This is a genomic window from Sphaerospermopsis sp. LEGE 08334, from assembly GCF_015207205.1.
In the GTDB taxonomy this organism is placed as follows: Bacteria; Cyanobacteriota; Cyanobacteriia; order Cyanobacteriales; family Nostocaceae; genus Sphaerospermopsis.
The window spans coordinates 42960-64923 of the sequence record NZ_JADEXH010000002.1; the positions used below are offsets into that span (position 1 = coordinate 42960).

At 38.2% G+C, this 21964-nt stretch carries 20 protein-coding genes; 12 read left to right on the forward strand and 8 right to left on the reverse strand.

Translation table 11 applies throughout. The annotated features are described in order from the left end of the window. The first annotated feature begins 113 nt into the window (after positions 1 to 113). The 3 genes from IQ237_RS01325 to IQ237_RS01335 all read left to right on the forward strand — a co-directional run bounded on the left by IQ237_RS01325 (position 114) and on the right by IQ237_RS01335 (position 5052). Positions 114 to 383 carry a YlxR family protein gene (locus tag IQ237_RS01325; RefSeq protein ID WP_096570286.1) on the forward strand — a complete coding sequence of 90 codons (270 nt, stop codon included), beginning with the start codon at positions 114 to 116 and terminating at the stop codon, positions 381 to 383. A gap of 839 nt (positions 384 to 1222) precedes the next feature. After that, the gene (gene infB / locus IQ237_RS01330) at positions 1223 to 4357 is read left to right on the forward strand and encodes a translation initiation factor IF-2 (protein ID WP_194051511.1); all 3135 of its coding nucleotides are present in this window, start codon (positions 1223 to 1225) and stop codon (positions 4355 to 4357) included. A gap of 497 nt (positions 4358 to 4854) precedes the next feature. Continuing rightward, complete coding sequence (locus IQ237_RS01335) at positions 4855 to 5052, forward strand: hypothetical protein (RefSeq protein ID WP_096570288.1); 198 nt, start codon at positions 4855 to 4857, stop codon at positions 5050 to 5052. A gap of 183 nt (positions 5053 to 5235) precedes the next feature. Here the strand turns inward: IQ237_RS01335 and IQ237_RS01340 are convergent, their stop codons facing one another. The 3 genes from IQ237_RS01340 to cysS form a co-directional block, all read right to left on the reverse strand. Continuing rightward, complete coding sequence (locus IQ237_RS01340) at positions 5236 to 6585, reverse strand: TldD/PmbA family protein (protein ID WP_194051847.1); 1350 nt, start codon at positions 6583 to 6585, stop codon at positions 5236 to 5238. Positions 6586 to 6762: 177 nt separating this feature from the next. Next, positions 6763 to 8211: a TldD/PmbA family protein gene (locus IQ237_RS01345; RefSeq protein ID WP_194051513.1), complete on the reverse strand. Its 1449-nt coding sequence runs from the start codon at positions 8209 to 8211 to the stop codon at positions 6763 to 6765. 281 nt (positions 8212 to 8492) lie between these two features. Further along, positions 8493 to 9950, reverse strand: a complete 1458-nt coding sequence (gene cysS, locus IQ237_RS01350) for a cysteine--tRNA ligase (RefSeq protein WP_194051515.1) — start codon at positions 9948 to 9950, stop codon at positions 8493 to 8495. A 534-nt stretch (positions 9951 to 10484) separates the two neighbouring features. Between cysS and IQ237_RS01355 the strand changes: the two genes are divergently transcribed. The 5 genes from IQ237_RS01355 to IQ237_RS01375 all read left to right on the forward strand — a co-directional run bounded on the left by IQ237_RS01355 (position 10485) and on the right by IQ237_RS01375 (position 14147). After that, entirely contained in the window at positions 10485 to 11600 is a 1116-nt protein-coding gene (locus IQ237_RS01355; protein ID WP_194051517.1) for a GTP-binding protein, read from the forward strand. A 141-nt stretch (positions 11601 to 11741) separates the two neighbouring features. Further along, entirely contained in the window at positions 11742 to 12194 is a 453-nt protein-coding gene (gene dtd, locus IQ237_RS01360; RefSeq protein WP_194051519.1) for a D-aminoacyl-tRNA deacylase, read from the forward strand. A gap of 108 nt (positions 12195 to 12302) precedes the next feature. Next, positions 12303 to 12638: a photosystem II reaction center protein Psb28 gene (gene psb28, locus IQ237_RS01365; RefSeq protein ID WP_194051521.1), complete on the forward strand. Its 336-nt coding sequence runs from the start codon at positions 12303 to 12305 to the stop codon at positions 12636 to 12638. A gap of 158 nt (positions 12639 to 12796) precedes the next feature. Continuing rightward, positions 12797 to 13366, forward strand: coding sequence for a Uma2 family endonuclease (locus IQ237_RS01370; protein ID WP_194051523.1), 570 nt, complete (start codon positions 12797 to 12799; stop codon positions 13364 to 13366). Positions 13367 to 13640: 274 nt separating this feature from the next. Further along, positions 13641 to 14147, forward strand: coding sequence for a molybdenum cofactor biosynthesis protein B (locus tag IQ237_RS01375; RefSeq protein WP_194051849.1), 507 nt, complete (start codon positions 13641 to 13643; stop codon positions 14145 to 14147). Positions 14148 to 14227: 80 nt separating this feature from the next. Here IQ237_RS01375 and mraY read toward each other — a convergent pair whose 3' ends face one another. Both mraY and IQ237_RS01385 read right to left on the reverse strand, forming a co-directional pair. Next, the gene (gene mraY / locus IQ237_RS01380) at positions 14228 to 15331 is read right to left on the reverse strand and encodes a phospho-N-acetylmuramoyl-pentapeptide-transferase (RefSeq protein WP_194051525.1); all 1104 of its coding nucleotides are present in this window, start codon (positions 15329 to 15331) and stop codon (positions 14228 to 14230) included. An 87-nt stretch (positions 15332 to 15418) separates the two neighbouring features. Next, positions 15419 to 15658, reverse strand: a complete 240-nt coding sequence (locus IQ237_RS01385; protein WP_194051527.1) for a DUF3134 domain-containing protein — start codon at positions 15656 to 15658, stop codon at positions 15419 to 15421. Between the two features lie 237 nt (positions 15659 to 15895). On the opposite strand from IQ237_RS01385, the gene IQ237_RS01390 reads away from it, so the two are divergent. The 4 genes from IQ237_RS01390 to IQ237_RS01405 all read left to right on the forward strand — a co-directional run bounded on the left by IQ237_RS01390 (position 15896) and on the right by IQ237_RS01405 (position 19827). Next, the gene (locus IQ237_RS01390) at positions 15896 to 16480 is read left to right on the forward strand and encodes a PAP/fibrillin family protein (protein ID WP_194051529.1); all 585 of its coding nucleotides are present in this window, start codon (positions 15896 to 15898) and stop codon (positions 16478 to 16480) included. A gap of 311 nt (positions 16481 to 16791) precedes the next feature. Then, positions 16792 to 17010, forward strand: coding sequence for a photosystem I reaction center subunit IV (locus IQ237_RS01395; RefSeq protein ID WP_096570310.1), 219 nt, complete (start codon positions 16792 to 16794; stop codon positions 17008 to 17010). Between the two features lie 146 nt (positions 17011 to 17156). Next, positions 17157 to 17990 (forward strand): DNA-formamidopyrimidine glycosylase, encoded by an 834-nt coding sequence (locus IQ237_RS01400; RefSeq protein WP_194051851.1) that lies wholly within the window; start codon positions 17157 to 17159, stop codon positions 17988 to 17990. A 250-nt stretch (positions 17991 to 18240) separates the two neighbouring features. Further along, on the forward strand, positions 18241 to 19827 hold the full coding sequence (locus IQ237_RS01405; RefSeq protein ID WP_194051531.1) for an NAD(P)H-quinone oxidoreductase subunit 4: 1587 nt from the start codon (positions 18241 to 18243) through the stop codon (positions 19825 to 19827). 302 nt (positions 19828 to 20129) lie between these two features. Here IQ237_RS01405 and IQ237_RS01410 read toward each other — a convergent pair whose 3' ends face one another. From IQ237_RS01410 to IQ237_RS01420, 3 genes are all read right to left on the reverse strand, one after another. Beyond that, positions 20130 to 20735, reverse strand: coding sequence for a hypothetical protein (locus tag IQ237_RS01410; protein ID WP_194051533.1), 606 nt, complete (start codon positions 20733 to 20735; stop codon positions 20130 to 20132). 71 nt (positions 20736 to 20806) lie between these two features. Then, positions 20807 to 21358 carry a hypothetical protein gene (locus IQ237_RS01415; RefSeq protein ID WP_194051535.1) on the reverse strand — a complete coding sequence of 184 codons (552 nt, stop codon included), beginning with the start codon at positions 21356 to 21358 and terminating at the stop codon, positions 20807 to 20809. Continuing rightward, entirely contained in the window at positions 21355 to 21903 is a 549-nt protein-coding gene (locus IQ237_RS01420; RefSeq protein ID WP_194051537.1) for a restriction endonuclease, read from the reverse strand. The genes IQ237_RS01415 and IQ237_RS01420 overlap by 4 nt, the downstream gene beginning before the upstream one ends. Positions 21904 to 21964: the final 61 nt, after the last annotated feature.

Here is a 21964-nt window from a genome sequence, read left to right on the forward strand (position 1 = left end):
ACAGTTCACGGTAAACTAGAAGACATTTAGCAAGTGTGAAAATTAACAAAAACAAACCTGAGGTAAGTATCTGAAGCAAGTAAAAACTGCTCACCAGACTGAACAAAAACCCGATGAAACCAAACTATCGGCGTTGTATTAGTTGTCGCCGGGTAGGACAAAAACAAGAGTTTTGGCGGATTGTCCGCGTCTTTCCATCTAGGAAGGTACAATTAGATCAGGGCATGGGGCGTTCTGCCTATATTTGCCCGCAAGCTGACTGCCTACAAGCAGCACAGAAAAAAAATAGATTAGGGCGATCGCTACATGGAACAGTGCCAGAAACACTGTATCAAACATTGTGGCAGCGACTTAGTGAACGCAATCCCCCAAATCAAATTTAATTAAACTAAATATTCTGGTTTGCCCAAGGTAGTCTACTGCCTGATTTCCGGCCAGATCAAAGGTTTAAATACCAGAGAGGCTGTGTCAGACAAAGTTTAAAAGCTAGTTAGTGTTTTCCTAAAAAAAGCTAACAAATGCTCACATTTGATCAAGATTTATGTCTACTCATGGACAAAAAAACTTGAGAATTGAGAATACTAAAAATCCTGTCGCCTGAGAGTCAGCAGACAGGGCAGACAAGAAAATGCTATTATTGATAGGTATTTTAGGTGAGAACCAAGCCTAAATACTTAATAGTAGGGTGAGATAGACCCAATCTGAAAGCCTGTGGACTAGATAGTGCCGACACTTCTAGGAGTTCAGTGAGAGTAGTCGAACTGAGGAAGCAGGAAGGAAAAGCATCAAAGCTTGTTAGCATTAGTTAGCTTTTTTGTATCGGATTAGTGCCAAAATAGTAAATGGGTGTAAAAGGCAAGTGGCTCTCTAAAAATGGAGAGAGACGAAGCAATACTCCCAACAAGTTTTACTCGATTGTGTTGTGGAAGACTCAGAATCAGCAAAACAAAAACCTAAAAAATGGCAACCTGGTAGCGTTAAAGCGCAGTTCGGCATCAAGGATGCCCAAAAAAATTTTTTATTGAGAAAAATTTTATGGGGTCCAGTCAACCATCATTCCCGGTGGGGATGCCAGTATTAAACCGAAACATCTCTCTTTCCTAATTATTGGAGGCACCGGCAACATCACCAAGGGCAACCTAAAAAACAGTGATCAAAGGATGGAGATGTCGCAAACCAGGCAACCATCCGTTAAAACTGTAAATTAAAGGGGAAAGAGTGGATGAACAACGGCAAAGTTAGAATCTACGAATTATCAAAGGAATTGAATTTGGATAACAAAGAGCTATTAGCAATTTGCGACCAGCTCAACATCGCGGTCAAAAGCCATAGCAGCACGATTTCAGAAACAGAGGCAGAACAAATTCGACAGGCTGCGGAAAAACTCCCAGCCACGAGTGTCATGCCCAAAAAGGAATTAGGTACAAACAGCCATAAACCAAATTCACAAAAAACTGGCTCCCGAAACCGACCTGCTGCACCCCATAAACAACAAATTTTGGAAATTCGCAAACCCAAAATCTTGAGAAACACTACCTCCAACGCCTCAGAAGCGTCAGTTGCTACCAATAGCCAAGTTGCTTCGTCTGATAGTGTACATGGCGAAGTTACAGCTAATTCTCCATCACCTCCACGGCCTTTCGCTACACCAGTCTCACCCATGAAACCGACGGCACCAACTCGACCTGTACCCCGGAATCAATCTGAGACACCACAGAAACCTGTGGCAGAAACAGATCATAAACCCAATGTCCAAGCAGTCCCAGAAAAAATAAAAGCGGAAAAACCGGAAAAACCAGAAAAACCGTCTGGTCATCGACCCAAACCGGAAAAACCCCAAAAACCGCAACTGGTTGCTCCACCAGCAAGGCCTGTGGAAGAAAAAGCCTCTGCCACAGAACAGCTATCTCCTGCGGAAAAACCAATTCTCAAACGCGATCGTCAGCAACGGCGTGAAGAAGAAAGAGAACACTCAAAACCCAGGGGCAACAAAGGAACAGCAGAGCAGACACCACAAAAACAGGGTCGATCAACTCCATCACCTGTGAAACCAGAACACAGGGGAAGTAAATCTGCACCCACACCATCAACTGATGTGCAACGACCCAGCAGGCCAACACGTCCTGCTGAACCTGTAGCCGCCATGCCTGTAGCCACTCCACCCAAACCAATGTCAGGAGGAGGTAAAAAAGAGGCATTGGTGGAAGAGCCGATCGCACCAGCTTTGCTGGATTTGAAACGGCCAACACCACCACGCCTATCTAAAGGTGGGAAGAAGTGGCAAGAAGAAGAAATAATTGACGAAATCAAAGAGAAAGCCAAGGTTGGACCTAAAGGCAAGCGAGTTAAACCCATCCTCGATGATGATTTTGAAGAAGAGGACTTACTGGATGAAGAAGGTCTGGAAATTCCAGCCGCAGTCCAAGTCAGCCTGTCTATAGCTCGTCCACCCAAGCCCAAGGCTGCTCGACCTGCACAGCAACCAACGTTGGCAGTGTCTGCACCCACCAAAAATAAAAAGTCTGGTTCCCAACGCGACCAAAATCGCCGTCAGCAGGAAGTAGAAGTTAAGCGTGAGCGTCCAGAAAAACTGGTTGTCACAGGACCAATGACAGTACAAGAGTTGGCTGATGCTTTGGTGATTGCCGATACAGAGATTGTGAAAATCCTGTTTATGAAAGGCATGGCGGTAAGTATCACCCAAAATCTGGATATTCCCACCATTACCCTAGTATCTAAAGAACTAGAGGTAGAAGTGGAAACGGCTGAACCAGAAGCAGAAGCCCGCAAAGTCACAGAAATGATTGACATTGAGGATCTGGAGCATCTGATTCGTCGTCCTCCCGTGGTGACAATTATGGGTCACGTAGACCACGGTAAAACTACTCTACTGGACTCCATCCGCAAAACTAAAGTGGCGGCGGGTGAAGCAGGTGGTATTACCCAGCATATCGGCGCATACCATGTTGATGTAGAACATGATGGTAAGCAACAACAGATTGTCTTCCTAGATACTCCTGGTCACGAAGCTTTCACAGCAATGCGGGCTAGAGGTGCGCGGGTGACAGATATTGCGATTTTGGTTGTAGCCGCAGATGACGGTGTACGTCCGCAAACAGTGGAAGCGATTAGCCATGCTCAAGCGGCAGGTGTACCGATTGTTGTCGCTATTAACAAGATTGACAAAGAAGGCGCACAACCAGAGCGGGTTAAACAAGAACTGACCAATTATGGTTTAACCGCAGAAGACTGGGGTGGTGAGACAATTATGGTTCCTGTGAGTGCGATCAGGGGCGAAAACCTGGATACACTCCTAGAAATGGTTCTCTTGGTGGCAGAAGTTGGAGAACTTTCCGCTAACCCCAATCGTGTGGCTAAGGGAACAGTCATAGAAGCTCACTTAGATAAAGCTAAGGGTGCGGTTGCTACCTTGTTGATTCAAAACGGTACTCTCCAAGTGGGAGATATGCTAGTTGCGGGATCGGCATTTGGTAAAGTCCGGGCAATGGTAGATGATCGAGGTAAGCGTGTAGAAGCTGCTACTCCCTCCTGTGCGGTTGAGGTACTAGGTTTAAGCGATGTACCGGCAGCAGGTGATGAGTTTGAAGTGTTCGAGAATGAAAAACAAGCACGAGCGATCGCTGCTGATCGAGCCGACAAACAACGTCAATCTCGTTTGTTACAAGGACGAGTTACCCTCACAACCTTATCGGCTCAAGCTCAAGAAGGCGAGTTGAAAGAACTCAACTTGATCCTCAAAGGCGATGTCCAAGGTTCTGTAGAAGCTATTATTGGCTCTCTCAAGCAAATACCTCAAAACGAAGTACAAATTCGGATGTTGTTGGCTACTGCTGGAGAAATTACAGAAACAGATATCGACTTAGCTGCGGCTAGTAACGCTGTCATCATTGGTTTCAACACTACCTACGCTAGTGGTGCTAGACAAGCTGCCGATGAAGCAGGTGTGGATGTGCGGGAATACAACATCATCTACAAACTGCTAGAAGATATCCAAGGAGCTTTGGAAGGTCTGCTAGAACCAGAGTTAGTAGAAGAACCTTTAGGACAAACAGAAGTCCGTGCTGTCTTCCCAGTCGGTCGTGGCGCAGTTGCTGGTTGTTATGTACAATCTGGAAAACTGGTTCGTAACTGTAAAGTGCGAGTTCGTCGCGGCAGTAAGGTGATCTACGAAGGTATTCTTGATTCCCTCAAACGGATGAAAGAAGATGTGCGCGAGGTCAACTCTGGTTATGAATGTGGTATTGGTATTGATAAGTTCCATGACTGGGCTGAAAATGATATCATCGAAGCTTACCAAATGGTAACTAAACGCCGTACCCTGACTTTAACTAAGTAGTCTTGAGTACCAACTGTTGAGTGCTGAGTTAATTGATGAGTGTTGAATGGACATAGTTTTTAGTTCAACATTCAAAACTGAATTCTCAGCACTCACTTAGCAGGTGACACAGACAAGAACAGGACAAAAAATAAAAATTAACCACGAAGACACGAAGACACGAAGGGAAGTAAAAAAAGAAAGAAAGCTTTGCAATAATCGAAAACCTGCTATTTAATTTAAAAAAGTTATTTGGAAAAATTTTACCGAAAATATCCTTAGTTTTAGTGATCAATCACACAGAATTTGTTGCTGTGTAACCGTTATCTTGAGAAAAGATTAAATAAGATTGCAAAATTTTCGGGGTAGGTATGGATCACCTCTTGCCCCATTTAAAAAATGTTAGATTTAGCTTATTTGGTTTCTTTGTTGTCGTTTTAGGCAAAACAATAATCCATTTCAAGTCTAAAATCTAAAATTGTTTGACTCTAAAATTGAAAAACGAGGAATGAGGAACTATGGCTCAAATTTCAGCTTCTATCACCGGCCAGCTTTCTCGTGATGCTCACATTTGGCAAAACCTGAAGTATGCCATTTCTGCTAGTTCCGGTTTCCAACGCTGGCAACTAGAAAGTAATGCTCAATTAAAGGGTTTGCGCCTAGAACAGCAAGTACAACGGTATTTACGAGAAACTTTAGAAACTTTAGCTTATTAAGAAAACAACATTTTTCACAATAACCAGGTATAAAAGGAGTCAGGAGTCAGGAGTGATTGATTTTGGATTTTGGATTTTGGATTGTTTTTGTCAACTCTAATCTAAAATCTAAAATCTAAAATTTTCCTCCCTATTCCCTCTTACATTGTCACCTGTCACCTGTCACCTGTCACCTGCTATAAACTACAAAGTGTAGGTGAAATCTTCCACCAGCATTCCTGGAACTAAACTACCACCTAATTGACGACTTTCATAAGTTCCCACTTCGGGAATAAATTCTTGAAATTTGGTTAAAGCAACTAAATTTTCTGATCCCCAACAACGGTAGAGACTTTCATCAAAACGGAGGTTTTCTATGGGGGCGACTATTTCTCCTTTTTCTACCCAAAAACAGGCATAACGAGTCATACCTGTAATTCTAGCAGTTTGGCGATCGCTCCAATTTAAATAATGCAAATTAGAAACATACAACCCACTATCTAAACTTGGTAAAATATCAGCAAAAGCTAAATTACCTGTTTTGATTTCTGGAGAACGTAAGGTTTCTGAACTATTAGCACCATTGGCAGGTTTATTATATTCCTTAGCTGTGCGAGAATTAACGAGACTATTTACCAAAACACCATTTTCTATTAAAGTTAATTCCTCTGGTGATATTTCTCCTAAATCATTAAATCTGGGAACTAAACCAGATGTGAAATTTTCTGTTAACACAAACTTAGATGAAAGTTGTTTTTCTTGACGTGATAACGCAGCTAAAGCACTATTTCCCTGTTGGATAGCAGCTTCACTAATAGCACCCCAAGAAAGCATCCCCAATAATTCCGCTACCGCAGCAGGAGCAAAATAGGTTTTATAATTTCCTCTGGGCAATTCTTTGGGTTCAAGAGATAATAAAGCTAATTGTTTTTTACCATCATTTATCTTATCTACATAAGCAGATTCATCCCATTCACTACCAGCAAAAGTTCCCTTGACTGCTTTTCCTGATGCCAAAATCAAGGAATAATCTAAATTAAAAGAATCAGTTGCAAACCAGTGTTTTTGTCCGCTGGAATCACCATAACCTCTAATAATCACTCCCCCAGCATAAATACCAGTGAAATCTAAATCAGCGACAGATTCTAAAATACTATTAACAACATTTTCTGGTGCTAATAATTTACCTGTATGTACTTCTCTGCTAAGATTATTTCCTGTAGGTAAAACCAAATAAGGATCGACTGGTAATAGATGTAATTCTTCTCGTAAATCTTGTAAAGCTTGGTATGCTGTTTGCCAATCTATATCCCAGTTTCCAGTAAAAGGAAATTTACAGAAACTACTGCGCTGATTTTCCATTAAAGTTAGGGTAATTGAACCATCAGCAACCAGTCCTGTTTGTCTAACTTTAGCATGATTAAAGCGGGTAAATTGACTTCTTTCGCTGTTCAGTCTAATGGTAAAATGTTCACTATCTGCTTTTTTTGCAAGCAGCATTTCTATCAGTTGATTGAAATTGTTTTCTAAAATTGATAATTCTTCAATTTGCATTTTCATTTTTTTAATAGTCGCTTTAAATGTTCTCATGATCAATATTTAATTCTCGCAATTTTGCCGCTAAACTTGATATCATCATTTAGCAGTCTTCAGATCCCCGACTTATCTGATTAAATAATCATTTATTAACATGATTGACGTAAGAAGTCGGGGATCTTATTTCGTCGCTTTCTAACCACCACCAAAAACTTCTACATTTGCAAATACACAAACCGGTGAACCATGTCCTACCCAAATAGTTTGATTTGGTTCTCCCTTACCGCAAAATGGAGTACCGTACATTTGCCAATTTGCATCATTACCAACCTTAATTAAACTGTGCCAAAATTCTGGTGTGGTAGCTCTATAATTAGGATTTCGCAGGGTTTTTGTAAGTTTACCGTTTTCAATTAACTTTGCATATTCACAACCAAATTGAAATTTATGTCTTCGATCATCAATTGACCAAGAACGGTTAGACTCCATGTAAATACCATGTTCTATATCCGCAATCATTTCTGGAAAATTGGCGTTTCCTGGTTCTAAATTTGGCTCTAAATTTAAGTTAGCCATTCTATCAATTGGTGGTCGATTCCAAGAAGAAGCACGCGCACAAGCTACCCCTGGTAAACCAGAACGATATTGACTTTCTAAACTGCCTAAACCTCTTTGTAAAATGCCATCTTTAATGATATATTCTCTGGTGGCTTTTGTACCAGTATCATCAAAACTATAACTGGCAAATTCACCTTCAACGGTAGGATCAAAGGTGATATTCATTAAAGGTGAACCATATTGTAATTTACCGAAATCTTCGGGTTTCACAAAACTACCACCTGCGTAGTTTCTTTCATCTCCTAAAATGCGGTCAATTTCTAAAGGATGTCCTACACTTTCATGAATTTGTAGCATCATTTGATCTGGTGCTAAAACTAAATTAGTGCGAGTATTGGGACATTCTTGGGCTGTTAATAATTCTAATCCTTCTTCGGCAATTTGTTGGACTCGATGCCATAAATGATCTTGTTTTAATACTTCCCATCCACCTTGATAACAATTAGCGTGCATTCCGTTATTACTACGTTGTTGCACAACATTACCATCTTGAGCAATTACACCAAAATGATTGCCTAAAGAAATGATTTTTTGATAAACTTCTGAACCGTTACTACTAACAAACCAAGTCTCTTTTTCAGATGTGTTGATATTGGCTACGGTTTGAACTATTTTATCACTGATTTTTAATCTGTGACAAATTCTAATTAATAAATCATTTATTTCCCCTGGACTAATAACATTTAATGGTTCAAAGAAAGGTGAGTTATATTCACCCACGACTTTGGGACGGGTATTTTGACTAAAGGGATATATCCAAAATTCACTTGCTGCAACTGCTTGTTTATAAGCTATTTCTGCTGTATTTTGCAATGATGATAATGTTAAGGAGTTGGTAGCAGCATAACCCAAAATACCATTAACCATCACTTCTATCATTGCTCCCATTTTTAATGATTTACCGTTGCTTTGGGGTAAACCATCTCTGACAAAATGGGTTCTGGTTGTTTCTTTGACTGCGCGGATACCGATCCAATCAGCAGGAATGTTAAAATGTGATATGGCGGTTGTTAGTTCTGACCACATAGGATTAATTAAAGGTTAAAAAATTATTTTTTTATGTCACGCAGAGGCGCAGAGGGAAAGAGTTTTTGAGATATTGGTTAGTTGTGAAGGATTTTTAAAGAGAATGAACCACGAAGAACACGAAGGACACGAAGGAAGAAGAAAAGAATGGGGGTAATATTAGAATGAGAAAGGAGTAAGATTCAATCATCTTTTTTGTCTTTACCTCTGTGTCATCTGCGTCTCTGCGGTTCGTTTAAAAAATCATGTTCACAACTCAGATGACGATGCTTTGTTAATTTTTAATTTTTTCTTTGCCAGCGTGTACCTTCTTTGCTATCAATTAATTCAATACCTTGGGCTTTGAGTTCGTCTCTAATTCTATCAGATTCAGCAAAGTTTTTAGCTTTTCTCGCTTCTTGTCTGTTCTGAATTAATTCCTCAATTTCTGCATCACTTAAACCATCATTTTTTGTTGTTTCTGCTTCTGGTTCGGCGGTTAAACCTAAAACTTCTGCTAATGTTAATAAGGTTTGCCATTGTTTTAATAATTCATTGGCGGGAGTTGCGGTTTTTCCTTGATGAACAATGATATTTCCTTCTTTTCTGAGTTCTTTAGCTAATTCAAAAATAACCGCTAACCCACCAGGAAAGTTAAAATCATCATCAACTGCGTTGGTAAATTTCTCAACTTCATATTTATCAATGTTAGCTTTATTTAATTCCAGATTTTCCCAACCTAGTTGTTTACCATGTTGATAACCAAAAAGTAAACCTTCTTTAATAGTATGCCAGCCGTTTGTTGCTGCTAAAATTGCTTCATCGGTGAAATCAATGGGTTTACGATATTGTGCCATTAACACAAATAATCTTAATGCCATCGGTTCAACTCCACGATCTAATAAATCGCGGATTGTGGTAAAATTGCCTAATGATTTAGACATTTTTTCACCGTCTACTTTCACCATGCCATTGTGTAACCAATAGTTAGCTAAAGGTTTACCGGTGACTGCTTCAGATTGGGCAATTTCGTTTTCATGATGTGGGAAAATTAAGTCAGCACCACCAGCATGAATATCAATGGTATCACCCAGGCGATCGCGCACCATTGCAGAACATTCAATGTGCCATCCAGGGCGGCCTTTTCCCCAAGGTGACTCCCATGCAGGTTCGCTAGGTTTTGCAGCTTTCCACAAGGCAAAATCAAAGGGATCTTTCTTTTTCTGATATTCTGGATCTTCTACGTTGACTCTTTCGCTTGCACCTGCTTGTAAATCTTCTAATTTCCGTCCTGAAAGTTTACCGTATTGATCAAACTTTCGCACCGCATAATAAACGTCACCATCAGCAGGATAAGCAAAACCTTTTGTTTCTAAATCATGAATTAATCTTTGGATACCATTCATGGTATGCGTAGCACGGGGATATTCATCCGCTTCTTTTATCCCTAAACGTCCCATATCTTCAAAATATGCCTGGATATAGCGTTCTGATACCGCTTCCATTGTGGATTTTTCTTCCCGTGCACGGTTAAGAATTTTATCATCAATATCCGTAAAATTTTGGATATAACGCACATCATAACCAATAAATTGTAAATAGCGACGCACTACATCCCAGACAATACAAGCTCTAGCATGACCCAAATGGCAATAATCATAAACCGTCACACCGCAATAATACATTTTTACCTTACCAGGTTCGACGGTTTTAAATTCTTCTTGACGACGGGTGAGAGTATTGTAAATAGATAGGGTCATAATATAAGGGATAAGGCAATCTAACGATTAGCAATGATAGCGTAAGTGGTGAGTAACCGGATAGGTGAGTCAGATTAAGTTACAGATACAGTAAAAAGCGATCGCTCTTATCATCTATGATATCTAAATATAGTTCTCTAGTTGATTTCCAGTAATATCATGTAATATAGTTGTCAGAGTTAGGTAACTTATGATTCTAGCTTTACCCAGAACTAAACAAGTAAATTTTGCAGAGTTGGTGGAATTTAACCCAAGATCAAAATGATTCAACATTTCTGATTTAACTCTATGTCCAACTTCCGATATTGCAAATCTTCAAAAACCAATTATTTCTATTGAGAATTTCATTACTGTAAAATATCAATTTAAGCAATTTATAAATGAATGAGAAATGATAAAATAATGATCTCACAAACACTTCCAAAGTGAAAATTAACAATCACTGACATTTTTCAAGCTGGTATACAACCAGTAATGTCAACTAGCACAAATCAAGCTAACATTCAAAATAGACTAAAACCCTACTTCATAAATATGACATCAGCAGTTACTTCAGAATCTCACGCAATGGAAGCAACCAAACAAGGATTACCTGTTACCATTATTACTGGTTTTCTTGGCAGTGGTAAAACAACTTTACTCAATCATATTTTGACTAATCAGCAAGGTGTAAAAACTGCTGTTTTAGTTAACGAATTTGGCGAAATAGGTATTGATAATGAATTAGTTGTCTCCACCGAAGATAACATGGTGGAACTTAGTAATGGTTGTATTTGTTGCACCATTAATAATGACTTAGTTGATGCTGTTTACCAAGTTTTAGAAAGAGAAGAAAAGCTAGATTATCTAGTAGTTGAAACCACAGGTTTAGCAGATCCTTTACCTGTAGCAATGACATTTTTAGGATCTGAATTGCGAGATTTAACCCGATTAGATTCAATTGTCACTGTAGTAGATGCAGCAAATTATAGCTTGGATTTATTCAACTCTCAAGCTGCATTTAGTCAAATTACTTATGGTGATGTAATTCTGCTCAATAAAACCGATTTAGTGGATGAAGCTGCTTTAAATTCATTAGAAAAAAAGATTAATGATATTAAGGAAGGTGCGAAAATTATCAGAACTAAAAATTCTCAAGTTCCACTTCCTTTAATTCTCAGTGTTGGGTTATTTGAATCTGATAAATATTTTGATTCAGAAACCGATGAACATGATTATCATCATCACGATCATGATCATTCTACCTGCGAACATGAACATCACGACCATGATCATTCTACCTGTGGACATGACCATCACGACCATGATCATCACCACTCTGATCACTTAGAAAATGATGGTTTTACATCCATATCTTTTCAAAGTGATAAACCTTTCTCGATTAGAAAATTTCAATATTTCTTAGATAACCAACTACCCACAAATGTCTTCCGCGCTAAGGGTATTATGTGGTTTGAAGAAAGTCCTCAACGTCATATTTTCCACCTGTGCGGTAAACGCTTCACTATTGATGATGATCAGTGGAAAGGTAAAAAGAAAAATCAACTGGTTTTAATTGGTCAAAATTTGGATCAAGAGACTTTACTTCAGCAACTAGAAAATTGTCTTTGTCTTCCCTCTGTTAGTAAAGGTAAAGGTTTCGGGAAATAGAAAATTGGTGATTGGGAAATCAGGAAACAGATAACAGTTAAAGAATTTTTACCCCATTCCCCCATCACCCCACTTCGTGACTTCTGTAAGGGTTTAGCACTGCTAAACCCCTACCTTTATCATTATTCAAAAATCTGAAATATGCGCGTTATTGTTCAAAGAGTTAAATCATCCCAAGTCACTGTAAATGGGGAAATTATCGGTAAAATTGGTCGAGGTTTAAATTTACTTGTGGGTATTTCTCATACTGATACTGATGCGGAAATTGATTGGATGGTGCGTAAATGTTTAGAATTACGTTTATTTCCCGATGATGAAGGTAGTGATAAATGGCAAAAATCTGTACAAGAAATAAATGGGGAATTATTAGTAATTAGTCAGTTTACCCTTTATGGAGATTGTCGTAAAGGTCGTCGTCCTTCCTTTGATCGTTCTGCTACACCTACATTAGCAGTAGATTTATATAATTTCTTTGTATCAAAATTACAGAAAAGTGGTTTAAGGGTAGAAACTGGTAAATTTGGCGCGATGATGCAAGTTGCAATTGAAAATGATGGACCAGTTACTTTAATTTTGGAAAAAGAAGCTATTTAGCGACACCCACCCAAAATGAAAAACAGATTTAATCAAGATAGCCAAATCGCTGCTATATGATGAGAGAATATTGACCTAAAGATCATAAAAATTAAACAAACATTCATCATGGCAAAAATCCAATTTTCTAGAGGCATTGACGAACCAGTAGTTCCAGAAGTAAAGTTAACAAGATCACGTACTGGTGATAGTGGAACAGCAACATTTACTTTTGAAAATCCCCAAGCCTTCAGTGAAAATAGTACAGAAGAAATTACAGGGATGTATATGATTGACGAAGAGGGGGAAATTATCACCCGTGAAGTCAAGGGTAAATTTGTTAATGGTAGACCAGAAGCAGTAGAAGCTGTTTACCTGATGAAAAGTGTAGAAGAATGGGATCGTTTTATGCGGTTTATGAATCGGTACGCTGAAGAGAATGATTTAGGATTAAGTAAATCTTAAATTACTTAGTGGTGATTGGTGATTGGTAATTGGTGATTAGTGATTGGGTTATCAACACTCCACACTTCGCACTCCGCATCCTGCAACCCATCACCCGATTTAATTATATTGTTAAAATAGTAAATATAAGCAGTCAGCAGTTTATAGGAGTAATAATAATGACAGTTGCAACTGCTAAAAAAATGACTTTTGAAGAGTTTCTAGAATTTGATGGCGGTACAGATAATTTCTATGAATTGGAAAATGGGGAATTAATTGTTATGCCTTATGAAAGTGAGATAAATCGGCGAATAGCAATGTTTTTACTGGCTTATTTTCTCAAATTAGGTATTCCCTATTACCGCTTGAGTATGAAAACAGAAATAGCTGTAAATAGTCGGATGGTAGGGGTGCGAGTTCCTGATTTAGTGATATTTTCAGAAGAATTAGCAGAGGAAATGAAAGCAGCTAAACGTTCCCTAGTTTTAATGGACATGACACCCCCATTATTAGTAGTTGAAATAGTCAGTCCTAACCAAGAAAATCGGGATTATCGTTACAAGCGTTCAGAGTATGCAGCGCGGGGTATTGCTGAATATTGGATAGTTGATTCCATGCAAAAAAAGGTAACAGTTTTAGAGTGGGTAGAAGGTTTTTATGATGAGCATATTTTTACTGATGATATGGTGATTTCTTCACCTTTATTTGCTGATATTAAGTTAACTGTGGGTGAGGTTTTACAGGGATAAAAAATAAAAACTTCAGCATTAGCATTAGCAGCAGCAAAACTCACCCAATAATTCAAAAAAGACCTAAGTATTTATTTCTATATATAGATTATAAAAATATAACATTTCTTCTTCCTTTCTTCTTCCTTCCTTCTTCCTTTCCTCTTCCTTCGTGTGCTTCGTGCCTTCGTGGTTTATTCAATCGTGGTTTATTAAATCGGTATTATTCCGGTAGGAAGGGAGTAAACTATAGCAAAATTAATAATAGTAATTGCATTGTCTATATCCATATATGATCAAATCACATCCACATCCAGATACAGAAAATATCATAGTAAAATGTGCAGTTGTTACCGTCAGCGATACCCGCAACCCTGAAACAGATAAAAGTGGAAAATTAATACAGGATTTATTATTATCTGCTCATCATTTAATTGCAGATTATCAAATAATCAAAGATGAACCAAACCAAATCCAAGCATATATAGAAAGTATCAGTAAAAATCAGAATGTAGATGTTATTATTTTTAATGGTGGTACAGGAATAGCACCCAGAGATACTACCTATGATGCGATCGCCAACTTACTAGAAAAGACATTACCAGGATTTGGCGAAATATTCCGTTTTCTCAGTTATCAAGAAATCGGTTCTAGAGCGATCGCTTCTCGCGCTGTAGCTGGTATTTATAGAAATAAACTTATTTTTTCCCTACCTGGTTCTAGTAACGCTGTCCGTTTGGGAATTGAAAAGCTGATACTACCAGAAATCGTGCATCTGGTCAAACAAATGCAAACTGAATAAACAACCAATAAAAAACAAGATCCCCGACGGATCAAAAAATCGGGGATCTAGGCTGTGTTATTGATAATTTGTTAAAAATCTCAAAATTTCATGCTTGTTAAGCAGAAAGTAGCCAAAATCGCAGCAATGATATAAAACGCACCAACTACTTGTAATTCTGTCCAACCAGATAATTCTAAATGGTGGTGTAAAGGGGCCATTTTAAATAACCGTTTACCTTTCCCATCTGGTCCTTTGGTAGCTTTGTAATAACTGACTTGTGCCATTACAGACAGAGTTTCCACAAAGAAAATACCGCTGAGAATGAACAAGGCTACTAAACTATTAGTAAGCAGTGCTACAGCAGCCAACGCACCACCCAAAGCCAGAGAACCAGTATCACCCATAAAAACACGGGCTGGGTTGCGGTTATGGGCTAAAAAGCCTACACAACTACCACTCATAGCCGCACAGAATATCATCAAATCAGGCGAAGTGGGTGAAATCAAAGCGCCTAAAGCAAAAATGGCGATCGCCACCGTTCCCCCAGCTAACCCATCAATACCATCAGTTAAATTAGTAGCATTGCTTTCTGCAACCAGCGCAAAACCAGCCACAGGCCAGAAAAGTAAACCCAGAGGCAAAGATAAACCAACCCAAGGCAAGGCAATATTTGTTATACTAAAATCTCTGTTAAACATCATCCAGACACAGAAACCAGTTGCAAAAACAATCTGCAAAGCTAATTTCATCTTTGGAGATATACCTTTATTTGATTTTCGATGCAAAATTTGCCAATCGTCGATCCAGCCTATTAAGCCATAGCTGAGTGTTAACACAGAAACAGCAAGTACATCCTGAGCAAAATTAGACAAAATACAAGCAACTGTTACAGCTACAGGTATGAAAAAAATCCCCCCCATAGTTGGAGTACCAGCTTTTTTCAGATGCGCTTGCGGTCCATCTTCCCTAATTATTTGTCCTGTTTTCAAAGCTTGTAGCAACGGCACAACCCAAAAACCAGCAGCACCAGCGCCTACAGCACACAGAAAAAACGGCATAGTCAGCGAATTAGCTTGCCAGAATACTCTATGTCCTAGCCCATCTAAAATCAATGCAGCTGTAGTCAGCGAGAGGGCTAACAGAGAGGCCAGCCCAATTCCAGAAATGTTTAATCCTTGATTTGGAGATAATTTAGCGTCCACAAAAAATTTCCCTTCACTCCACACTTAAAAAACCGAAAACCGAAAACCGAAACTATTGATCAAACCCAGTCCCCACAGTCCTCATGGCTAATCCTCATCTATGCTGATATCGGCATCATCATCATAGTCAAGGTCGCCAATTCCATCTTCTCCCGCCAAAAAATCAGATATTTCTTCTTCAGGCTCCGAAAAAGTCGATTCGTTAAAGTCACGAGCGATGAGACGACCGCTAGACTGCAACCAGTCCAACATCGAAGACTTTTGCTTCAAAGGAATCACAGTAGCTCTTTGGTTCCGGGGTTGCTCATTTAGGGGAGAATTTAACATATCAACGAAGACGGAAAAAGGTACAAGTTCTGGACATTAAGAGTCTATCATTTGATACGGGATAATTTAGTTAATGATTCAACTCTTTGATTGATCTATCCGAATTAAACACAAAAATTTATTTAATAGCCCTATGCCAAACAGCAAGCTATTCTTCGACGATTACACCAGCCTATACATATAACATTTAACCCTTGTTAATCCTGATTTCATAGCTATATTTTGAGGTCAAGAGTTATGGTAACAAAAAATACGCTTTTAGATGCAATTGCTGGTACAAACCGGGGTTTACTGGCAACTGAAACCCAAAAACAGGCTATTCTAGCGGCGATCGCTAGTCTAGAAGACTTTAACCCCACACCCCGCCCAATGCAAGCCAGCCATTTACTAGAAGGTGATTGGCGATTACTTTACACCACCAGCAAGGCCTTATTAAACCTGGATCGTTTCCCTCTTTGTAAACTTGGTCAAATTTACCAATGTATTCGAGTCGAAACTAACAGTGTTTATAACATTGCTGAAATTTATGGACTACCTTCTTTGGAAGGATTAGTTAGCGTCGCTGCTAAATTTGACCCTGTTTCCGAACGTCGAGTCAAAGTCAAATTTCAACGTTCTATTCTTGGCTTGCAAAGGTTAATTGCCTACAAATCACCTGCAACGTTTATCCAACAAATTGAATCAGGCAAAAAATTTACTGCTTTTGATTTTGCCATCAACAGCGACCAACAACAAGGATGGTTGGACATCACTTATCTAGACAATGATCTGCGTATTGGCAGAGGTAACGAGGGGAGCGTCTTTGTGTTAAGCAAAGCATAAAAGGCATAGGCAATTTATTCGCAAAAAGTGTTTGCGAAAGACCTTATTCTATTATAGGTACTTTGTCAAGTAGGGTTTGATACTTTTTCGGGTAATGGGTAATTCAATTTTGGATTTTGGATTTTGGATTTTGGATTGTTTTTGTCAATTCCAATCTAAAATCTAAAATCTAAAATCTAAAATTTTCTTCCCCAGTTCCCTAACTTATGACAAATAACTTAACAAATACGCTAGTAAAGACCTTCTAGTTGTAGAGTGAAATCAAATAGCCCTAATTTATTCTCAATTGAACATTCAAAGGGAAGATAATCATGGTTCAACGTGGTTCCAAAGTACGTATTCTCCGCCCTGAGTCCTACTGGTTTCAAGAAGTAGGTACTGTTGCTACTGTAGATCAAAGCGGAATTAAGTACCCTGTAATTGTCCGTTTCCCCAGTGTTAATTACGCTGGTGTTAACACCAACAACTTTGCTTTAGATGAATTAGTAGAAGTGGAAGCACCCAAAGCTAAACCTGCTGCTAAAAAGTAAGCAATACAACAGTCATGAGTCCTGAGTGCTGAAAATTGAGTATAAAAACATGGAAAAGCAGTAAACTAAATATGCTGATTCCATGCCCTTCATCTAATGTTGAGGTATTACTCAAAACTAAACACCCAGCACTCATTACTCTAAAAATGCCTGAACTGCCTGAAGTTGAAACAGTACGACGGGGTTTAAATCAATTAACCCTAAATCAAGAAATTACGGGGGGGGATGTGTTGCTACCACGCACCATAGCTCACCCTTTTTTTGTTGAAGAATTTATAGAAAAAATTAAAACCAGTGCCATTAAATCTTGGCATCGTCGCGGTAAATATCTTTTGGCTGAACTCTCCTCTTCTTCTTGGTTGGGCGTTCATCTGCGAATGACAGGGCAATTATTATGGTTAAATCGAGATGAACCCTTACACAAACACACAAGGGTAAGATTATTTTTTGGGGATAATCAAGAATTACGCTTTGTAGATCAGCGCACCTTCGGGCAAATGTGGTATGTTCCTGGTAATGTACCTGTAGAAAGTATTATTACAGGTTTAGGCAAACTAGCAGTAGACCCATTTTCCCCAGAGTTTACAGTTGAGTATTTAGCAAATAAACTACAAAAAGTTCGTCGTCCGATTAAAACAGCCTTATTAGACCAGTCAATAGTAGCAGGATTAGGTAACATTTATGCTGATGAGGCTTTGTTTAAAAGTGGAATATTACCAACTACCATCTGTACGGAATTAGATAAAAAACAAATAGAACCTTTAAGAATAGCGATAATTGATGTTTTATCTGCCAGTATTGCCGCAGGTGGGACAACTTTTAGTAATTTCCTCAATGTTAAAGGTGTTAACGGCAATTATGGCGGTGAAGCTTGGGTTTACAACCGTGCTGGAGAGCCTTGTAAAGTTTGTAGTAATATCATCCAGCGTATTAAACTAAGTGGGCGTTCTAGTCATTTTTGTTCTCAGTGTCAAAGTTAGTGCTGAGTCTATATGCCTGTTAAAATTTTATGAGGAGAAAAATTATATCTGAAAATAGCGGCCAATTTAGCCGCTTTTTTGTTGACGTTACAAAAATTTATGATTAGAATAGCGGCTAGGCAGTTTTAGTAAATATTTATTACTATTTATTACCTAATATCAAATTATGTTAAGAAATGTGTTTACAAAAGTAACGATTCCTTAATATAATCTAATTAAAAGAAAAATTCAGAATTGATTGTCAACAGTGATGAATCCGATACAAATTCCTTGGCTATCAGCCATAATTTTTTTGCCGTTAGTGGCATCCTTAGCCATTCCCCTCATTCCTGACAAAGACGGTAAAACCATTCGCTGGTATGGTTTAGGAGTAGCTTTTGCAGATTTAGCATTAATGATTTATGCGGTTTGGCAAGGTTACGATTTCCAAAGTTCCGCTTTACAACTCACAGAAACTTATAGTTGGATACCTCAAATTGGTTTAAATTGGGCATTAGCGATTGATGGTTTATCAATGCCCTTGGTGCTACTAACAGGTTTAATTAACACATTAGCTATATTCGCGGCTTGGAAAGTAACCAATAAGCCGCGTTTATTTTATGCGTTGATGCTGGTGATGTATAGCGCCCAATTAGGTGTATTCCTCGCCCAAGACTTGTTATTATTCTTCTTAATGTGGGAAATTGAATTAGTACCTGTTTATTTATTGATTTCTATTTGGGGAGGCAAAAACCGCCGTTACGCAGCTACTAAATTTATTCTCTACACCGCCGCCGCATCTATATTTATTCTCGTAGCTGGTTTAACAATGGCGTTTTATGGTGATAACTTCACCTTTAACATGACAGAGTTGGGACTCAAAGAATATCCCAGACTGTTAGAATTAGCTCTCTATGCAGGTTTCTTAATTGCTTACGGTGTAAAATTACCTATTTTCCCTTTTCATACCTGGTTGCCTGATGCTCACGGTGAAGCGTCTGCACCTGGTTCTATGATTTTAGCTGGTGTGTTATTAAAAATGGGTGGTTATGCCCTAATTCGCTTCAACATGGAAATGTTAGGTGATGCCCACGCTATTTTTGCTCCAGCTTTAGCAATTTTAGGTGTAGTTAATATTGTTTACGGTGCTTGTTGTGCCTTTGCTCAAACTAACTTAAAGCGCCGTTTAGCTTACTCTTCTATTGCCCACATGGGTTTTGTATTAATAGGCATTGCATCTTATACCGAAATTGGTATTAGTGGTGCGGTGTTACAAATGGTTTCTCATGGTTTAATTGCTGCTAGTTTATTCTTCCTATCTGGTGTCACTTACGATCGCACCCATACTTTAATGATGAACCAAATGGGTGGTATTGCTAAGGTAATGCCTAGAACTTTTGCGCTGTTTACTGTTGGTTCAATGGCTTCTTTAGCTTTACCCGGTATGAGTGGTTTTGTGGGTGAGTTGATGGTATTCCTGGGTATTGGCACTAGCGATGTTTATAGTTCTAGTTTCAAGGTTGTAGTTATTTTCTTATCTGCTGTGGGTGTGATTTTAACACCTATCTATTTACTCTCTATGTTGCGTCAGGTGTTCTACGGTAAGCAAAGTGAAGAGTTACATTTAGATACTGTAGTTGCTGATGTGAAACCCCGTGAGTTGTTCATCACTGCTTGTTTGTTATTGCCTATCATCGGTATTGGTTTCTATCCTAAGTTGGTGACTGAAACCTATGATGTGAAAACTGTAGAAGTTGCGGCTCATGCCCGTCAAGTATTGCCTGTTGTGGCACGTGAACAACCTACAAGTTTATATTCTCAAGTTTTTGCTGCTCCCACTTTGGCTAGTGCTGAGTAGTTGTTAAGTTACAAGTTAAGTTACAAGTTTTTTTTGGGGGGGTGGTTGTGGAAACTGCCCCTATTTTATTTTTTTCTCACGCAGAGACGCAGAGGCGCAGAGAGGAATAGAGTATTGATTGGAAAGGTTTTGAATTGCTTATGCACATAAGATAGTTCTTCCTCATCAAAATTATCATAACAGGGTTTTCGGGTGGTGTCAAGGGGTTTGACTCTTTACTATTGCGGAAATTTTGATTTTTGAAATTAATGTTGAGTTTTTTTTGCGTCAACCCAAGCTATTACTAAAATGTTGTAATCATACTATTCTAAAATTCCTAACAAGATTCTCATTAAATATTCTAAATCATCAGGAATACGATATAGTGAAATATCCTGATAAATTTGCCGATTTGTTTTATCTAACCTACCAAAGCGCCAAGCATCCCCAATAGTTACACATCCATAAAAAATATCACCTTCTTCAACTTCAGAAATAGCAATTAATTCTACAGCTAACTGAGTAAAACCCCGTGTTAAATCATCATTTTTTGCCTCAACTACTAATAAACCGGGATTTCGTTTCAGGAAATAATCTAAATTACCTTTTAACCAATTATTCACAGATAATGGATACTCAATTCTGATTTGACATTGACAATAACGAGCAACTTCTAATAATGTAGGTGCTACTAAAGTTTCTCGTCGCGCTGTTTCGCTGCTTAAACTGACTAGAGTTAAAGATTCTTCAATTCTTTGTTTTAATTCTGCTAATCTTTCTAAAGGATGATTACTTTTAGGTAAATCAATATGTCTTCTGATTAAAGAGTAACCTAATTCTGCTAATATTTCATCAGCTTCATAGGTCATTTCAAAATAAGATCGGAATGTGTAGGATTGATTTTCTGATAATATTTTTCTACGAGTCATAATTTGTCTGAATCAGGATGTCCAGGATTTGAGGATTTACAGGATTGTTATTGTATCATAGATGAAAATGGCTAGTTAATTGCTATGGAAGATGCAGTAAGTGATGATAAGAATGTGATTATTTCTTGAATTAATGGATGTTGTTGTAATATTTTAATTTCTTCATCATTGATATTGCTAAATATTTTTTCGTTGATTGATGTTTGTTTACCTAATACTGTTTCTAAAAATTCTTTAGGTTTACTTTGTGCTAGTTGCCATTCTAAATCAGAAAATTGACGTTGGGCGATTTTTTCAATTAATGGTTTATTTTGGAGGAATATAATTTCTATTTCGGGAATAGCTAAAGATACTTGAAAAGGAGTTTTAGCCGCAGCACGACGTAATAAATAATTAACTAAATCCCTTTTTTCAAATATTTGAGATTCGTTATCTGTATTTGCATCTAAAATTAAGATTACAGGAATATGTCTAGTAGCAATGAGGGAACTTGCTAATGATCTTACCTGATACTGACTGTCACCTACTACTATTTTTACGTCTTGAATTAAATTTTTAGGTAGTAGCTTTTCTATGATTTCTTGGTTTTTATTACCTTCTAATACTATATAAGATAAAGTCATGATAGAACCTCAGTTTTAATGTTGTAATTAGCTAGTCCTTGTTCAACACAAATACGATACTTTTTGATTAATGCTCTACGTATACACTCATTTTCTAAAGAATATTTAATTTCTTCTCCTCCCCACAATAGAATAGTTTGAGGTGCAACAAATCCAGCTAAGGTTTCCGATGCTTCTGTAAATCCACTACGACTAAATATACTCCCAATAGTTGCTGCTGGTCTGCGTAATAGTTGATTTCTTAGCTTGGCTATAGGTTCAATTTTAACAGGTTTTGCTGTGTCTTTACATTCTATTATACAAGATAAGCCATCTGCATAAACTACTCCGTCAATTTGTTCTATTTCTTCTCCATCTAAATACACGCTGTAAGGCCAGGTTACTTCGGTGTTGTTGAGTTGAAATGCTCGTAAAACGAGATATTCTAACGCTTTACCTGCATCCCAATTGGGTGTATTACCTGATTCAATTTCTGACCATAATTTGATTAAATCATCCCAGTTATAGCTGGTAATTCTTGCTTTATATTCTGCATTTGTGGTCATGATTCTATCTGATGTATCGTATGTTGTAGCTTATTATCATTAATTCTACGTTACGCTGTTA

Bases quoted from the DNA above. Each gene is read 5' to 3' on its own strand.
- IQ237_RS01400 (WP_194051851.1), top strand. From the start codon at position 17,157: ATGCCTGAACTGCCTGAAGTTGAAACAGTACGACGGGGTTTAAATCAA.
- cysS (WP_194051515.1), bottom strand. From the start codon at position 9,950: ATGACCCTATCTATTTACAATACTCTCACCCGTCGTCAAGAAGAATTT.
- IQ237_RS01340 (WP_194051847.1), bottom strand. From the start codon at position 6,585: ATGCAAATTGAAGAATTATCAATTTTAGAAAACAATTTCAATCAACTG.
- IQ237_RS01335 (WP_096570288.1), top strand. From the start codon at position 4,855: ATGGCTCAAATTTCAGCTTCTATCACCGGCCAGCTTTCTCGTGATGCT.
- IQ237_RS01415 (WP_194051535.1), bottom strand. From the start codon at position 21,358: ATGACTTTATCTTATATAGTATTAGAAGGTAATAAAAACCAAGAAATC.
- IQ237_RS01355 (WP_194051517.1), top strand. From the start codon at position 10,485: ATGACATCAGCAGTTACTTCAGAATCTCACGCAATGGAAGCAACCAAA.
- IQ237_RS01410 (WP_194051533.1), bottom strand. From the start codon at position 20,735: ATGACTCGTAGAAAAATATTATCAGAAAATCAATCCTACACATTCCGA.
- IQ237_RS01370 (WP_194051523.1), top strand. From the start codon at position 12,797: ATGACAGTTGCAACTGCTAAAAAAATGACTTTTGAAGAGTTTCTAGAA.
- IQ237_RS01420 (WP_194051537.1), bottom strand. From the start codon at position 21,903: ATGACCACAAATGCAGAATATAAAGCAAGAATTACCAGCTATAACTGG.
- IQ237_RS01395 (WP_096570310.1), top strand. From the start codon at position 16,792: ATGGTTCAACGTGGTTCCAAAGTACGTATTCTCCGCCCTGAGTCCTAC.
- IQ237_RS01405 (WP_194051531.1), top strand. From the start codon at position 18,241: ATGAATCCGATACAAATTCCTTGGCTATCAGCCATAATTTTTTTGCCG.
- IQ237_RS01325 (WP_096570286.1), top strand. From the start codon at position 114: ATGAAACCAAACTATCGGCGTTGTATTAGTTGTCGCCGGGTAGGACAA.
- IQ237_RS01385 (WP_194051527.1), bottom strand. From the start codon at position 15,658: ATGTTAAATTCTCCCCTAAATGAGCAACCCCGGAACCAAAGAGCTACT.
- psb28 (WP_194051521.1), top strand. From the start codon at position 12,303: ATGGCAAAAATCCAATTTTCTAGAGGCATTGACGAACCAGTAGTTCCA.
- IQ237_RS01390 (WP_194051529.1), top strand. From the start codon at position 15,896: ATGGTAACAAAAAATACGCTTTTAGATGCAATTGCTGGTACAAACCGG.
- dtd (WP_194051519.1), top strand. From the start codon at position 11,742: ATGCGCGTTATTGTTCAAAGAGTTAAATCATCCCAAGTCACTGTAAAT.
- infB (WP_194051511.1), top strand. From the start codon at position 1,223: ATGAACAACGGCAAAGTTAGAATCTACGAATTATCAAAGGAATTGAAT.
- IQ237_RS01345 (WP_194051513.1), bottom strand. From the start codon at position 8,211: ATGTGGTCAGAACTAACAACCGCCATATCACATTTTAACATTCCTGCT.